The organism is Amphibiibacter pelophylacis (assembly GCF_037688875.1).
Classification (GTDB): Bacteria; Pseudomonadota; Gammaproteobacteria; order Burkholderiales; family Burkholderiaceae_C; genus Amphibiibacter; species Amphibiibacter pelophylacis.
Genome location: NZ_JAWDIE010000019.1, coordinates 53,362 through 67,868, shown reverse-complemented (window position 1 = coordinate 67,868; position 14,507 = coordinate 53,362). Strand labels below are relative to the sequence as shown.

Genomic DNA, 14,507 nt, shown 5'->3' with positions numbered 1-14,507 from the left:
GGAGTAATAGGGTGTAATCAGCTCGATGAGGTCATACCACGGGATTACACGCTCCATCTCATCAAGAAAGATGCGCTTGCGCGTGCGGCGCTGGTCAGGGTCAATGGGTAAAACGTACTGAATGTTCATGACCTGATTGTGCCAGGTTGCGGGCCTGCTGACCAGGATGATGGGGATGGAGTGGGGTTTTGAGGTGTTTCCTTAGGGAGCGATCATTTAAAGGAATGCACTAAATTTTGAAATTTCATCTAATAAAATCACAATGTGTTGATTTTATTGAGAGAGAATTTTCAGATTGAGATTTTAGGCGTTCCCGTAAAGTCAAAAATATTCTTTTGTTTTACTGCAGTACAGGCTTTTTGCCTCATCGAGCTCTGTCTCGGATAAATTGAATTTGAGTTTTCGTGAAGTTCGATTTTTTGGATGATTGAGTTCATCTTCGATTCTTTTTAATGTCCAACCATCTTTTAAGTAATAAATTGGAGTGGTCAATCCTTTATGGCTTATTAATTTTTCAAGCAAATTTTCTTCTGACAATCCATAGTCATGCCAAAGTGTATCTATAGATATTTCGTATTTTTTTTGTGACTGGTAAAGAAATAAATTGGCGTTTACTTCTATTGCTTTCATAAGCATCCAAATGTACTCTTTTTCGGCTGTATGGCAAAATTTGCATGCCCAAGAATAAATATTTTCGATATCTGTCAAGCAACAAGGAAGATTCAAGCATTCTAAACTTTTTAGAAATTTAATTATTGCTGTGACAGGAAATTCGCGTGTTCCGGATTTAACCTTGTTGCCGCAAGTGACGTCGGATGATTTAAAGCCTATGATCGCCTTTAATTTATTTTCTAATGCCAGTCGCAGCTTGAGTGGTATTGAGTAAAGATCAAATGTTTCTTTGCTCGATTTTACTTCGATGCTCTCATAGGTTTTTGGGAATATAGTTTGTGATGCCAAATGAAAAAGTGCATGATCTGAGATTTTTGACTGCGCATAGTGCGCAAGGTTATGATTTTCTATAGTTATATTTTCGATCGTGACAAATTGCTCAATATCACTAATAAATATACCAATGAGCCTATTGCGATCGTCTACGTCTAAGACGTTATTGGATGACGGGAATCTGATATTGTTGGCGATAAGTTTTTCTGCTTGTTCAATAAGTATTTTTAACTGTGCTATTGAACTTTTGGCGAGATCATTTTTTGATGGAAATGGGTTATTGGGTGTTGTTGGTATTGCGTGAGTCTTTTTAATTGAATTCACATAATTGGATAATTTCTCTAATGGTTCCAATTTGTATGCTCCAGTTGTTTTGGTTAGTATTAATCAGTGACCGATAGATAAGGTTTTGGTTGCTGCTTCACACAAATCCCCCTCAGCCCCCTAAAACTCCCCCAGCAGCCCCTCAATCTCCGCCTTGCCGGGCTGGCGTGCAGGCACGACGCGCTCGGCGTATTTGTTGAAGCGCCAGGCGGTGCCCTCGGCCGTGATGCGGCGCCACACGGCGCGTTTGTCCAGGGGCTCCATGCGGGTCCAGTGCTGGACTTCGTCTTCGGTGCGGCCGCAGCCTTTGCAGACCGGATCGCCCTGGGCGGTGGAGCAGATGGCGATGCAGGGCGCATCGCTCTGGTGCTGGTACCAGGCCGTCCAGGCGGCCTGGGCGCGGCCGGGCAGGGCGGACCAGACGACGGCGTCCTGCTGCTGCCAGACCATGCGCGCGTAGACCTCGGCCAGCGCCCGCACCGGCGCGCAGGCGCTGATGCCGTCACTGGATGGCGCGTGCTGGCGCCACCAGTTGATGGCGGCTTCCAGGTCGTGGAGGTGCAGCGGGGCCATGGCCAGGGCGGCGGTCAGAACTGCAGGCCCATGGCCTGGCGCACGTCTTTCATGGTGCGCGAGGCGGTCATGCGGGCGCGTTCGCAGCCTTTTTCCAGGATCCAGCGGACTTTTTCCGGCTCGCGGACATAGGGCTCGGCGCGTTCTTTCCACGGCTTCTGCTCGGCCAGCACGGCGTCGATGACGGGCTGTTTGCAGTCCAGGCAGCCGATGCCGGCGGTTGTACAGCCCTGCTGCACCCAGGCCTGCGTTTCGGGCGTGGTGTAGACCTTGTGGAACTGCCACACGGGGCAGCGCTCGGGGTCGCCCGGGTCGTTGCGGCGGGCGCGCTGCGGGTCGGTGGGCATGCGGCGGATTTTTTCGGTGACGGCAGCCTCATCGTCGCGCATGGCGATGGTGTTGCCGTAGCTCTTGCTCATCTTGTCGCCGTCCAGGCCGGGCAGGCGCGAGGTCTGGGTCAGCAGGGCCTGCGGCTCGGTCAGGATGGTCTGGCCCGATCCGCGCAGATGGCCCTGCAGCAGGGCGCTGTCGGCCGGGGTCCAGCCGCTGATGGCCACGCTGGCCCGCGCGACCACGCCATCGCCCTTGCCCAGAGCGGCTTCGTCGCCGCTTTCCTGGTAGGCCTTGCGCTGCTTTTCGTAGTAGCGCGCGTCGTCTTTCGACAGGCGCGCCAGCGCGGCGGCCACGTCGGCGTCGTGCGTGGGGCTGCGGCCGTAGAGCTGGTTGAAGCGGCGGGCCACCTCGCGCGTCATCTCGACGTGGGGGATCTGGTCCTCGCCGACCGGCACGTACTGCGCGCGGTAGATCAGGATGTCAGCGGCCTGCAGCAGCGGGTAGCCCAGGAAGCCGTAAGTGGCCAGATCACGGTCCTTCAGCTTGGCCATCTGGTCCTTGTAGGTCGGCTGGCGCTCCAGCCAGGCCAGCGGCGTGCCCATGGACAGCAGGGTGAAGAGCTCGGCGTGCTCGGGCAGGCGGCTCTGCATGAAAATCGTGCAGCGGTCGGGGTCCAGGCCGCAGGCCAGCCAGTCGATCACCATTTCGATGACGTTCTTCGCGATGACTTCGCGCGTCTCGTAGTGCGTGGTCAGCGCGTGCCAGTCGGCGACAAAAAAGTAGCAGTCATGCTGGGACTGCATCTCGACCCAGTTTTTGAGGGCGCCGTGGTAGTGGCCCAGGTGCAGGGCGCCGGTAGGGCGCATGCCGGAGAGTACGCGTGAGGTCATGGTGTTTGAAGCGGGATGGCCGCCGATTTCGTCCAGAGCGCTGATTGTAAAGACCTCCACCCGCTACACTGGGCGCCCATGAGTGAAATGTCTCCGGCTGCCCCGCGCTTTGGGGCGCAAAATCCTGCGCGCCTGGTCGTCCTGATCTCCGGGCGTGGCTCCAACATGCAGGCGCTGGCCGAATGCTGCGAGCGCGAGGCCTGGCCCGCGCATGTCGCCGCCGTCATCAGCAACCGCCCGCAGGCGGCTGGTCTGGCGTGGGCGGCGCAGCGCGGCATCGCCACGGGCTGCGTCGATCACACCGCGTTCGCGGCCCAGTCTGATCCGCGCGCCGCCTTCGAGGCCGCACTGCGCGAAGCCATCGATGCCCACGCGCCCGATCTGGTCGTGCTGGCGGGCTTCATGCGCATTCTGGGCGCGGATTTTGTGCAGCATTACGCGGGGCGCATGCTCAACATTCACCCTTCGCTGCTGCCCGCGTTCACAGGCCTGCATACACACCGCCGCGCCATCGAGGCGGGCTGTCGGCTGGCGGGCAGTACGGTGCACATCGTCACGCCCGAGCTGGATCACGGACCCATCGTCGCGCAGGCGGCGGTGCCCGTCCTGCCCGGCGACGACGAAGACCGCCTGGCCGCGCGCGTGCTGCGCGCCGAGCACGTCATCTACCCGCGCGCGGTGCGCGCCTGGGTGGACGGCGCGTGGTGGCTGGACGGCGGGCGCGTGCGCCACGCTCCCGGCGCGGCGGATGACCTGTGGCACTTCAGCCCCAGGCCCTGAGCGCTTTTCCCCTTCTTTTTCAGTGTCTGCGACGTTTATGCTGGTTCATCCCCAATTCAACCCCATCGCCCTGGATCTGCACGGTCTGGGCCTGCCCATCGCCATCCACTGGTACGGCCTGACCTACCTGGCGGCCTTCATGCTCTTCCTGTTTCTGGGGCGGCGGCGGGTGCTCAAGCCCTGGTACAGCAGCACGGGCTGGCAGGCGCAGGACTTCGACGATCTGCTGTTCTATGGCGTGCTGGGCGTGATCCTGGGTGGGCGCCTGGGCTTTGTGCTGTTCTACCAGCCGGAGCTGTATCTGGCGCAGCCGCTGAAGATTTTCGCGGTGTGGGAGGGCGGCATGTCCTTCCACGGTGGCCTGCTGGGCGTGATCGCGGCCATGGGCCTGTGGGCCTGGCGGCGCCAGCGTCCGTTCTGGCAGGTGATGGACGTGATCGCGCCCTGCGTGCCCACGGGTCTGGCCTGCGGGCGTGTGGGCAACTTCATCAATGGCGAGTTGTGGGGCCGCGCGGCCGACCCGTCGCTGCCCTGGGCCATGGTCTTCCCCGAATCGGGCAGCCTGATCCCGCGCCATCCCTCTCAGGTCTACCAGTTCCTGATGGAAGGGCTGCTGCTCTTCGTCATCCTGTGGTGGCTGGGGCGCCGCCAGCGACCCACCGGGCAGATCGCTGCGGCCTTCCTGCTGGGTTATGGCGTGTTCCGCTTCATCGCCGAATACTTCCGCGAGCCCGACAGCTACCTGGGCCTGCTGTCGCTGGGCCTGAGCATGGGCCAGTGGCTGTGCGTGCCCATGATGGTGGCGGGCGCGGCGCTGTGGCTGTATTTTGGCCGGTCCGGCACGCAACCGGCCCAGACCGCACGCTGAGCCCCGTCCGCTGAGGAAAGCAAGGGCAGGGCCGCAGCCCCTGCCACTGCTCCTGCCTTTTACTTCAGCCCGCTCAGTTCACCTGCACGCGGCTGAAGTTCACCCGGCCAAACGGGTTGACCTTGTAGCCGCTGACATTCTTCGCCACCAGCGCATACGAGTTGGGGTAGACCAGTGGCAGCCACAGGGCCTGGTCGTGGATGATTTTCTGCGCGTCCTGGTAGATTCTGGTTCGGGCGGCGACGCTGCTGGTTTTCTTGCCCTCGGCGATCAGGCCATCCAGTTTCGGGTCGCAGTAGCGCGCGAAGTTTGTGCCGCCTTTGACCGCTGCGCAGGAGAACTGCGGCGTGAGGAAGTTGTCCGGATCGCCGTTGTCGCCCGACCAGCCCATGAAGAGCATGTCGTGCTCGCCCGCCTTGCCGCGCTTGATCAGCTCGCCCCATTCCAGGGTGCGGACCTCGGCCTTGATGCCGATTTTGGCCAGATCGGCCTGCAGCAGCTCGGCGCCCGCACGCGGGTTAGGGTTGCTGCTGGCGCCCGACGAGCGCACCCACAGCGTGGTCTCGAACCCGTTGGGCAGACCGGCCTGTGCCAGCAGTTTGCGCGCCTGTTCCGGATCGTAGGGGTAGGGTTTGAGCGCCTTGTTATAGCTCCAGGTGTAGGGCGGATACACGCCCGTGGCTGCCGTCGCGGTATTGTTGAAGACCACTTTGAGGTAATTGCTGCGGTCAAACGCCATATTGATGGCCTGGCGCACCAGCGGGTTATCCAGCGGCTTGTGGCTGGAGTTCAGCGCAACAAAGGTGGTCATGAAAGCGGGAGTTTCTTCCACCGTCAGCGGGCCGCCTTTCTGGGCGATGGCGTCCATGGGCTTGGGTGACAGCGCAATCTGGCACTCGCCCGCCTTGACTTTCTGCACGCGCACCGCCGGATCGGGCGTGATGGCGTAAACCAGCGCATCGATTTTGGGTTTGCCGCCCCAGTATTGCGGATTGGGCTGGTAGCGCACCACCGAATCCTTCTGGAAACTGCGCAGGATAAAGGGCCCGGTGCCCACCGGCTGGGTGTTGAGGTTGCCGCGCTGGCCATCCTTGTCCAGCTGGTCGGCGTATTCGGCCGAGTAAATCGAGGCAAAGCCCATGCTCAGCGTGGCCAGGAAAGTCGATTCCGGGTAATTCAGCTCGAAGCGCACCTTGTCGTTGCCAATCGCGTTGATCGCCTTGAACAGCTTGTTGAGCTGCATGGACTGCGCGTGCGGATAGCCGTTGACGGCCGTTTTGAACCAGGGATGATCCGGACGCAGCATGCGCTCGAAGGTGAAGACGACGTCTTTGGCATTGAAATTGCGCGTGGGCTTGAAATACGGCGTGGTCTGGAAAGCCACATTGGGACGCAGCGTGAAGGTGTAGCTCAGGCCATCGGGCGAGACTTCCCAGCTGGTGGCCAGTGCGGGCACCAGTTTTTTGGCGACCGGGTCGTAATCGATCAGGCGATCGAAGACCGTGTCCGCCGCCGCGTTGGTGGTGACCAGCGAGTTGAACTGCGCCACATCAAAACCCTCGGGGCTGGCCTCGGTACAGACCGTGAGCGTTTTGGCGGCCAGCGCCAGCGGCGTCAGCAGAATCAGGGGCAGGGCAAAGTGGGCAAGACGCATGCGGGAACTCCGGTGATCCACAAAAAAACCGCCGCAACAGGGCGGTGGCCACGAAAGCGATTCAGACGTGCGGAGTATGCCGTTTTGCCAGCTTCCCCACGGGGGGTGGGGTTGGATGACCCGGTGTGTCAGCAAGGCGCCCTGGAGCAACAGGCAACAAAAAACCGCCGAAGGAGCGATCCTTGGCGGTTTTTGTTTCCCATCTTGGTGGGTCGGGTGGGATTCGAACCCACGACCAACGGATTAAAAGTCCGCTGCTCTACCGACTGAGCTACCGACCCTGACTGTGTGCCTTGCGGCTCAATCAGAAAGGCAAAATTGTAACACAGGTTTTGGCGGATTCAAACCTTTTTGATCGTCATGTCGATCAACGCGGCTGCGGCGACCAGGCCAAAGGTGGCGGTGACGGTGACGGTGGAGCCGTAGCCGTGGCAGTTCAGGCCCTGCGGAGCGCTCTGCAGGGCGTTCAGCGATGCAGCGACATCGGCCGTCTCCGACGGGCTGGTTTCGCACTGCGCGACCGGGGGCAGGGCAACGGTTTCGGTGGAGTAAACGCACTGCACGCCCATGGGCCGCACGCGCGCCGCCTTGCCGCCGCTGGCACCGCCTTTGGCGAAGCCGTGGCGCTGGCGCAGACGCTGGCGCAGGCTGGCCAGCAGCGGGTCGTGGGTGGTGTGCGCCAGATCGTCCACGGCCACGCGCTGCGGCTGGCGTTTGCCGCCCGCAGCGCCCACGCAGACCAGCGGTGTGCCGCTGTCGCGGGCCCAGACGGCCAGCGCGGTTTTGGCGTGAACCTGGTCGCAGGCGTCGATCACGCCATCGACCGGGCAGGGCAGCAGGCCCGGCCAGTTGCCGTCTTCGACGAACTCTTCGACGGCGTGGACCTCGCAGCCGGGGTGGATCAGGGCAATGCGCTCCTGCAGGGCCAGCGCCTTGGATTGGCCCAGCGTCAGTGTCGTCGCCTGAATCTGGCGGTTGATGTTGGAGGCCGCGACGTGATCCAGATCGACCAGCACCAGCCGCGCCACGCCGTGGCGAGCCAGCGCCTCGGCGGCCCAGGAGCCCACACCGCCCAGGCCCACCACCGCCAGGCTCAGGCCGCGCAGGCGGCTGTAGGCGGCGTCGCCGTAGAGTCGGGCCAAGCCGCCAAAGCGGCGCTCCAGGTCTTCGCCGAAGCGGCGCTCCAGACTGTCCTCCACCCGGTCAGCGGATGGCGCCCAAGCGGTCGCGCGCCAGCGTGGACGCCTTGGACTGCGGATAGGTCTTGATCAGGCGATCCAGCGTGGCCTTGCCACCCGCGGTGTCGCCCGAGCCGATCTGAGCCTCGGCCACCGTCAGCAGCGCGTCGGGCGCGCTGGCGCTTTGCGGGTTGCGGGCCACGAAATCGTTCAGCACCGAAATGGCCGGTTTCATGCGGCCCAGCGCGTAGTGCGCGTTGCCCAGCCAGAACTGCGCCTGCGGCGCCAGGCTGCTCTGCGGATAGGTCTTGATGAGGGCGTTGAAATCGGTCATCGCGCCGGCGAAATCGCGCGAGCGGAATTTGGACAGCGCCTGGTCGTAAGCGGCCTTGGCCTGAGCGTCCTGCGGCGGCTCGAAGACGGGCGCGGGCGTTCCGGGCGGCGTCAGCGCCGCGGTGCCGGTGGGCTGAGGGGTGTCACCGACCTGCTTTTCCAGCGCCTGCAGGCGGGTCTGGGTTTCGTCGAGCGTGCGCTGCAGCACCTCGTTGTCACCGCGCAGCTGGGCCAGTTCGCCGCGCAGCGCGTCCTGCGCCGAACTGGTCTGCAGCAGGCTGCGCTGCAGCTGGTCGATCAGGCCCTGCAGGCGGGTGCTTTCGGCCTGGATCTGCTCGCCCTGCTGCACCACGGTGCCGCGCAGGGCGATGATGGCCTTGCGCGCTTCACTGTCGTCAAACAGCTGCGCCCAGGCGCTGCCCGTGCCCAGCGCCAGCAGCGCTCCGGCGACCAGCGTGGAGCGCCAGCGCGCCCGCCGCGCGGCAGCAGTCGGTGACGGAAGAAGGGCACGGGTCTGGGACATGAAAAGCTCCATCAGGCGGGAAACGCGACAAAAAGCGGGTCGGGCAAGGCTGGTGGATCAGCGCATGTCCACGCGGCGGTTCTTGGCCCAGGCGGCTTCGTCGTGGCCCGGATCGGCGGGGCGCTCTTTGCCGTAGCTGACGGCTTCGAGCTGCGCGTCGGACACGCCCAGCAGGCGCAGCTGCTGCAGCACGGCGTCGGCGCGGCGCTGGCCCAGCGCAAGGTTGTATTCGGTGCCGCCGCGCTCGTCGGTGTGGCCTTCCAGAACCAGGTGGGCGCTCTTGTCGGCGTTCAGCGCGCGGGCCACGGCCTGCAGCAGCGGGGTGTACTGGCCGGACACGGTGTAGCTGTCCAGATCAAACAGCACGGTGCGGCCCTGGCTGGCCAGCACGCTTTCCACGCCAGCGGTGTTGCCTGCGTTGCTGGACGACGAATTCACGCTGGCCACGCCGCCATTGCTGGCCGCACCCGACAGCACGCCCCCGTTGGCGTTGGCCGCATTGGCGGCAGCGCCTTCGTCCAGCGGGACGCGGCTGGCACAGCCGGCCAGAGCGGCAGCGGCGACAGCAGCGAGCAGCAGTCGGGCCAGGGGGGTGCGGTGGAATCGGGTCATGTTTTCTCCTTGAATGAAATGCGTGAAACGAAGTCGGTTCAGTTACTGGGAGGCGCCCCAGGCGGGCTCACCCGCGCTGCCGGACTGGCTGGACAGCGGCGTCTGCACGCGGCCGTCGAGCGAGGAGCTCATCAGCACCGTGCGATTGCCCTGGCGCACCGAGTACAGCACCAGCTGGCCGCCGGGCGCGAAGCTGGGGCGCTGGGCGTTGCCGCCAGCGGCCGTGAGGGCGCGCGCCTGGCCGGTTTTGAGATCCTGCAGCATCACCCGGAAGGCGCCGCCCCGGCGGGAAATGTAAGCCAGCCAGCGGCCGTCGGAGCTGACCGCCGGACTGATGTTGTAGCTGCCGCTGAAGCTGATGCGCTGCGCGCTGTCGCTGCCCAGCGCCTGGCGGTAGATCTGCGGCGAGCCGCCCCGGTCGCTGACAAAGTAAATGCTGGCGCCGTCGGGCGAGAAGGTGGGTTCGGTGTCAATGGTGCCCGTGGGGCTGCGCGTGACGCGCTGCGGCGCACCGCCGGTTTTGTTCACCAGAAAAATCTGCGAGCCGCCGTCGCGGCTGAGCGTCACCGCCAGGCGGCTGCCGTCGGGCGACCAGGCCGGAGCGCTGTTTGAGCCCTTGAAGTCGGCGACCTTGCGCCGCGCACCGGTCTGCACGTTCTGCACCCAGACCACGGGCTTGCGCGTCTCGTAAGACACATAGGCCAGATCCTGCCCATTGGCCGACCACGAGGGCGAAATGATCGGTTCGTCGCTGGTCAGCGCCACGCGGGCGCTTTCGCCGTCGGAATCGGCGATCATCAGACGGTATTTGCTGCCCTGATGCTGCACATAAGCCACGCGGGAGGCAAAACCGCCCTGTTTGCCGGTCAGCTTCTGGATGATGGCGTCTGCGACGCGGTGCGCGCCCATACGCACGCTGCCGAGGTCGGTGGTTTCGGTGCCGCCGCCCAGATCGCGGTTCTGCACCGTGTCCCAGACGCGCCAGGTGATGCTGACGGTGCTGCCACTGATCTTGACCGATCCGGCCGCCAGCGCATCCACGCCCTGCGAAGACCATTTGGGATCCAGCGCCGAGCTGTCGGACAGGCCGCTGCCCGCGTCGATCAGGCCAAACAGACCGCTGCGCTCCAGGTCAGCGCGCAGCGTCGCGGTGATGCCGCTGCTGTCGGCGGCGAAGCTGCCCAGCGCGAGCTGCAGGCGCTGCGCGCCCACGCCGTTGACATCCACCTGCAGCGGCGGCGCGGTCTGCGCCTGCGCGGGCAGGGGGGCCAGCGCTGAGGCAAAAGCCAGGCTGAGGCTGAGGGCCACGGCCGCCAGCGGGCGACCGGCTGAACCAAGGGAGGAGCGATTTGGGGTATGAATCATGGACATGGCGCGGGCAAGTCTAGCAAACTCCGGGATGGCAACGGGCAATAGGGTCCACAAGCCCCACAGAAGTTCCAGGTCGTGCGTCACCGGGCCAGGGTGATAATGCCGGGCATGAGCCGCTGGACCGACGATTTTCGCCGCATCGCCCCTTACTTTCGCGGGGCCCGCAAGGGCCTGATTGCCGCTGCGCTGGGTGCGGGCGTGGGCGCGCTGACCGAGCCACTGGTTGCGGCCCTGCTGCAGCCGCTGCTGGATCACGGCTTTGGCCAGAGCCGCGGCCTGCCGGTGTGGGGGGTGCCGGTCGTTCTGCTGGCCCTGTTTGCCGTGCGCGGCCTGGCCAGCTTTGTGGCGCAGTACAGCCTGAGCTGGACCGCCGCGCAGGGCGTATTCAACCTGCGCCAGGCCATGTTCGAGCGCCTGATGCGCGGCAGCGGCACGCTGTTCACGTCGCGCTCGGCCAGCAGCCTGACCAACACCCTGGTTTACGAGGTGCAGAGCGGTTCGGCGCAGCTGGTGGGTGCGCTCATCACCCTGGTGCGCGACAGTCTGACGCTGCTGGCGCTGACGGGCTATCTGCTTTATCTGAACTGGCAGCTCACGCTGTTTGTCGCGGTGATGCTGCCCTGCCTGGCGCTGGCCATGCGCCTGATCGGACGGCGCATGCGCCGCCTGGCCGAGCAGAGCCAGACCGCCACTGACGATCTGGCCTACGTCGTTGAAGAGAACGTGCTGGCCTGGAAATCGGTGCGCCTGCACGAGGCCCAGGACAGCCAGCGTGCGCGTTTCGAGAGCCGCAGCCTGGCGCTGCGCCGAGTCTTCCTGAAGGGCGTGGCAGCGGCGGCCAGCACCACGCCGATTTCGCAGATGCTGGCGGCGCTGGCGATCTCCAGCGTGCTGTCGGTGGCGCTGTGGCAGAGCCAGGGCTCGGGCGGCAGCGTGGGCGAGTTTGTCTCTTTTGTGACGGCCATGCTGATGCTGGTCTCGCCGATCAAGCATCTGTCGGACATCTCGGGCCCCATCAACAACGGTCTGGCGGCGGTGATCCGGGGCGTGAACCTGGTGGACAGCTTCCCCGACGAGGCCAGCGGCGCGCACGCCCCCGGCCAGCGCGCGCGCGGCGAGCTGCTGCTGGAAGGCGTGGGCCTGCGCTACGCCGATCACAGCCTGGCGCTGGAGGACATCACCCTGCGCGTACAGCCCGGCCAGACCGTGGCGCTGGTTGGCGCATCCGGCGCGGGCAAAACCAGCCTGGTGCAGCTGCTGCCGCGCCTGCTGGAGCCCAGCGGCGGGCGCATCCTGCTGGACGGCGTGCCGCTGGCTGACTGGGATCTGGGCGTGCTGCGCCGCCAGTTTGCGCTGGTCAGCCAGGACGTGGTCCTGCTCAACGACACGCTGGCGGGCAACATCGCCATGCGGCCGGTGCCGCCGGACAGCCCGCCCGAGCTGATCGCCCGCGTGCAGGATGCGCTGCAGGCCGCCCATCTGGCCGAATTTGCCGCCGGGCTGCCTCAGGGCCTGCACACGCCGCTGGGCCACAATGGCAACCAGCTGTCGGGCGGACAGCGCCAGCGCGTGGCGATTGCGCGTGCGCTGTTCAAGGACGCCCCCATCCTGATTCTGGACGAGGCCACTTCGGCGCTGGATTCGGCCTCCGAGCGCGCCGTGCAGCAGGCGCTGGAGCGCCTGCGCCAGGGGCGCACCACGATCGTCATCGCCCACCGCCTTTCCACCATCGAACACGCCGATGTGATCGTCATGATGGCCCACGGCCGCATCATCGAGCAGGGCGCGCATGCCGCGCTGCTGCAGGCGCGCGGCGCCTACGCGCAGATGCACGCGCTGCAGTTTGGCGCCGCGCCGGACAGTACGGCCTGAGCCGGGCGGGGTGTTCTGCGCCGGGCGTCCGTGATTTTTGTCACAGGGCTGTCACATCGGGCCGTTTCAATCCCCGGGTTGTTCACTGCAGCCCAGTTGTGCCATGTCTTCAGCTTCTGCTCCCCGCAAAAAACCGCGCCAAACCCCGTCCGCCCCCGGACTGCCGGGCTGGATACCGCGCGACGCCAGCATCCTGTCTTTCAACGCCCGCGTGCTGCAGCGCGCGCAGGACCCGGCCGTACCGCCGCTGGAGCGTCTGCGCTATCTGACCATTGTGTCGAGCAACCTGGACGAGTTCTTCGAAGTGCGCATGGTCGATCACCTGCAGGCGCATCTGGACGGCGAAACCCGCCCCGGCCCCTGCAGCCCGGCCAGCTACGCGGCACTCAGTGCGCAGGCGCACGAGCTGGTGGCGCGCCAGTACGACATCCTGACCCGCGAGCTTGAGCCCCTGCTGCGCAGCCGCGGCATCCACTTCCTGTCGGGCGCGGAGCGCAACGCGGCGCAGAACCAGTGGCTGCGCCACTACTTCGAGCGCGAGGTGCGCCCGCTGCTGCTGCCCATCGGGCTGGACCCGGCGCACCCGTTTCCGCAGGTGGCCAGCAAATCGCTGAACTTCATGGTGCGCCTGGAGGGCCGCGATGCTTTCGGGCGCAGCAACCAGGTCGCCATCGTGCGCATCCCGCGCGCGCTGCCGCGCCTGATCCGCCTGCCGGCGCGCCTGGCCAGCCGCCCGGGCGAGATTCCGCTGGTCTCGCTCTCCAGCCTGATCCGGGGCAATCTGCAGTCGCTGTTCGCCGGGCGGCGGGTGGAGGAGATCTCCCAGTTCCGCGTCACGCGCAACAGCGACATCGACATGACCGACGTCGATGTCAGCAACCTGCGCCTGGCGCTGCGCGAAAGCCTCAAGCATCGCCATTACGGCCGCGCGGTGCGCATCGAGGTCTCGGCCAACTGCACCGACACCAACGCACTCTTCCTGTGCGAGCAGTTCGGGCTGGATCAGCAGGCGCTGTACCGCGTCAACGGGCCGGTCAACCTGGTGCGCCTGGGCATGGTGATGGACCTCGTGGACCGCCCCGATCTGCTCTTCCCGCCGTTTCAGCCGCGCCCCGCGCCGGGGCTGAAGGCGGGGCAGTCGTTTTTCGAGCGCCTGCAAAAGGGCGACGTGCTGGCCCACCAGCCTTTTGAGAGCTTTGACGCCGTCATTGATTTCCTGCGCGAAGCGGTGCACGACCCGGACGTGGTCGCCATCAAGCAGACGATTTACCGCACCGAAAGCGGCTCGCAGCTCGTGCGCCTGCTGGGCGAAGCGGTGCGCAAGGGCAAGGATGTGACCGCGCTGGTCGAGCTTCAGGCCCGCTTTGACGAAGAGGCCAACATCAATTGGGCCGAATCGCTGGAGGCGGTGGGCGTGCAGGTGGTTTACGGCGTGGTCGGCCTGAAAACCCACGGCAAGATGCTGCTGGTGACGCGCCGCGAAGGGCGGCGGCTGCGCCGCTACGGCCATCTGTCCACGGGCAATTACAACGCGCGCTCGGCGCGGCTGTACACCGATTTCAGCCATTTCACCGCCGACCCGGTGCTGACGCTGGACATGCACAAGATTTTCGTTCACCTGGCCAGCCAGACCGAGCTGCCGCGTCTGGGCAAGATCTGGCTGGCGCCCTCCGGGCTGCAGAGCCGTCTGCTGGCGCGCATGGCAGCGGCGGCGCGCGCGGCGCGGGCGGGCAAACCGGCGCGCCTCGTGGCCAAAATGAACGCCTTTACCGACGAGGCGCTGCTGGAAGCCATCGTTGCCGCCAGCCAGGCCGGGGTGCAGATCGAGCTGATCGTGCGCGGCGCCTGCATGCTGCCCGCGCAGCTGGCAGGGGTCACGGACAACGTGCGCGTGCGCTCGGTGATTGGGCGCTTTCTGGAGCACACGCGCATCGTCCATTTCGACATCGCCGGGCGCCAGGAGCTGCTGCTGTCCAGCGCTGACTGGATGAGCCGCAACATGCTGCGCCGCATCGAGCTGGCCTGGCCGGTGGAAGACCCGGCGCTGGTGCGCCGCATTTTGCGCGAAGGTCTGGGCTACTATCTGGAAGATCGCGCGCTGTCCTGGACGCTGCGCGATAGCCAGTATCTGCCGCCTGCGCCGGTGCCGGGCCAGCCCTCCGTGCACGACCGCCTGATGGCTGGGCACAGCGAAGGCGCCCCGCAGCCGGCCGGTGCGGCAGGCCGTTCCGTCTCACTCTGACCTGATTTC

Annotated in this window: 12 protein-coding genes, 1 tRNA gene and 1 pseudogene; 4 read left to right on the top strand and 10 right to left on the bottom strand. The window is 64.8% G+C overall.

All coding sequences use genetic code 11. The annotated features are described in order from the left end of the window. The 4 genes and pseudogenes from RV045_RS11825 to RV045_RS11810 form a co-directional block, all read right to left on the bottom strand. Nucleotides 1-129, bottom strand: a pseudogene (locus RV045_RS11825) (IS5/IS1182 family transposase); the annotation flags it as partial. 192 nt (nucleotides 130-321) lie between these two features. Further along, nucleotides 322-1,299 (bottom strand): hypothetical protein, encoded by a 978-nt coding sequence (locus RV045_RS11820; protein ID WP_423235994.1) that lies wholly within the window; start codon nucleotides 1,297-1,299, stop codon nucleotides 322-324. A 90-nt stretch (nucleotides 1,300-1,389) separates the two neighbouring features. After that, a complete protein-coding gene (locus RV045_RS11815; RefSeq protein WP_423235993.1) occupies nucleotides 1,390-1,842 on the bottom strand; it encodes a DUF3717 domain-containing protein in 453 nt (150 codons plus the stop codon). Between the two features lie 14 nt (nucleotides 1,843-1,856). Continuing rightward, nucleotides 1,857-3,065, bottom strand: a complete 1,209-nt coding sequence (locus RV045_RS11810; protein ID WP_423235992.1) for a tryptophan--tRNA ligase — start codon at nucleotides 3,063-3,065, stop codon at nucleotides 1,857-1,859. 87 nt (nucleotides 3,066-3,152) lie between these two features. On the opposite strand from RV045_RS11810, the gene purN reads away from it, so the two are divergent. Continuing rightward, the gene (gene purN, locus RV045_RS11805) at nucleotides 3,153-3,845 is read left to right on the top strand and encodes a phosphoribosylglycinamide formyltransferase (protein ID WP_423235991.1); all 693 of its coding nucleotides are present in this window, start codon (nucleotides 3,153-3,155) and stop codon (nucleotides 3,843-3,845) included. A 37-nt stretch (nucleotides 3,846-3,882) separates the two neighbouring features. Then, complete coding sequence (lgt, locus tag RV045_RS11800) at nucleotides 3,883-4,713, top strand: prolipoprotein diacylglyceryl transferase (protein ID WP_423235990.1); 831 nt, start codon at nucleotides 3,883-3,885, stop codon at nucleotides 4,711-4,713. A gap of 73 nt (nucleotides 4,714-4,786) precedes the next feature. On the opposite strand, the gene RV045_RS11795 is transcribed toward lgt, so the two are convergent. The 6 genes from RV045_RS11795 to tolB form a co-directional block, all read right to left on the bottom strand. Next, a complete protein-coding gene (locus RV045_RS11795; protein WP_423235989.1) occupies nucleotides 4,787-6,367 on the bottom strand; it encodes an ABC transporter substrate-binding protein in 1,581 nt (526 codons plus the stop codon). A gap of 205 nt (nucleotides 6,368-6,572) precedes the next feature. After that, nucleotides 6,573-6,648 (bottom strand) — tRNA-Lys (locus RV045_RS11790). Between the two features lie 60 nt (nucleotides 6,649-6,708). After that, entirely contained in the window at nucleotides 6,709-7,566 is an 858-nt protein-coding gene (locus tag RV045_RS11785; protein WP_423235988.1) for a tRNA threonylcarbamoyladenosine dehydratase, read from the bottom strand. Between the two features lie 4 nt (nucleotides 7,567-7,570). Continuing rightward, nucleotides 7,571-8,401, bottom strand: a complete 831-nt coding sequence (ybgF, locus tag RV045_RS11780) for a tol-pal system protein YbgF (RefSeq protein ID WP_423235987.1) — start codon at nucleotides 8,399-8,401, stop codon at nucleotides 7,571-7,573. Between the two features lie 57 nt (nucleotides 8,402-8,458). Further along, nucleotides 8,459-9,013, bottom strand: a complete 555-nt coding sequence (gene pal, locus RV045_RS11775) for a peptidoglycan-associated lipoprotein Pal (protein ID WP_423235986.1) — start codon at nucleotides 9,011-9,013, stop codon at nucleotides 8,459-8,461. A gap of 42 nt (nucleotides 9,014-9,055) precedes the next feature. Continuing rightward, on the bottom strand, nucleotides 9,056-10,321 hold the full coding sequence (tolB, locus tag RV045_RS11770; RefSeq protein WP_423235985.1) for a Tol-Pal system beta propeller repeat protein TolB: 1,266 nt from the start codon (nucleotides 10,319-10,321) through the stop codon (nucleotides 9,056-9,058). A 171-nt stretch (nucleotides 10,322-10,492) separates the two neighbouring features. Between tolB and msbA the strand changes: the two genes are divergently transcribed. After that, entirely contained in the window at nucleotides 10,493-12,256 is a 1,764-nt protein-coding gene (gene msbA, locus RV045_RS11765; RefSeq protein WP_423235984.1) for a lipid A export permease/ATP-binding protein MsbA, read from the top strand. A 103-nt stretch (nucleotides 12,257-12,359) separates the two neighbouring features. Further along, nucleotides 12,360-14,498, top strand: coding sequence for a polyphosphate kinase 1 (gene ppk1 / locus RV045_RS11760; protein ID WP_423235983.1), 2,139 nt, complete (start codon nucleotides 12,360-12,362; stop codon nucleotides 14,496-14,498). Nucleotides 14,499-14,507: the final 9 nt, after the last annotated feature.

Bases quoted from the DNA above. Each gene is read 5' to 3' on its own strand.
- RV045_RS11815 (WP_423235993.1), bottom strand. From the start codon at position 1,842: ATGGCCCCGCTGCACCTCCACGACCTGGAAGCCGCCATCAACTGGTGG.
- RV045_RS11810 (WP_423235992.1), bottom strand. From the start codon at position 3,065: ATGACCTCACGCGTACTCTCCGGCATGCGCCCTACCGGCGCCCTGCAC.
- purN (WP_423235991.1), top strand. From the start codon at position 3,153: ATGTCTCCGGCTGCCCCGCGCTTTGGGGCGCAAAATCCTGCGCGCCTG.
- lgt (WP_423235990.1), top strand. From the start codon at position 3,883: ATGCTGGTTCATCCCCAATTCAACCCCATCGCCCTGGATCTGCACGGT.
- RV045_RS11795 (WP_423235989.1), bottom strand. From the start codon at position 6,367: ATGCGTCTTGCCCACTTTGCCCTGCCCCTGATTCTGCTGACGCCGCTG.
- ybgF (WP_423235987.1), bottom strand. From the start codon at position 8,401: ATGTCCCAGACCCGTGCCCTTCTTCCGTCACCGACTGCTGCCGCGCGG.
- pal (WP_423235986.1), bottom strand. From the start codon at position 9,013: ATGACCCGATTCCACCGCACCCCCCTGGCCCGACTGCTGCTCGCTGCT.
- msbA (WP_423235984.1), top strand. From the start codon at position 10,493: ATGAGCCGCTGGACCGACGATTTTCGCCGCATCGCCCCTTACTTTCGC.
- ppk1 (WP_423235983.1), top strand. From the start codon at position 12,360: ATGTCTTCAGCTTCTGCTCCCCGCAAAAAACCGCGCCAAACCCCGTCC.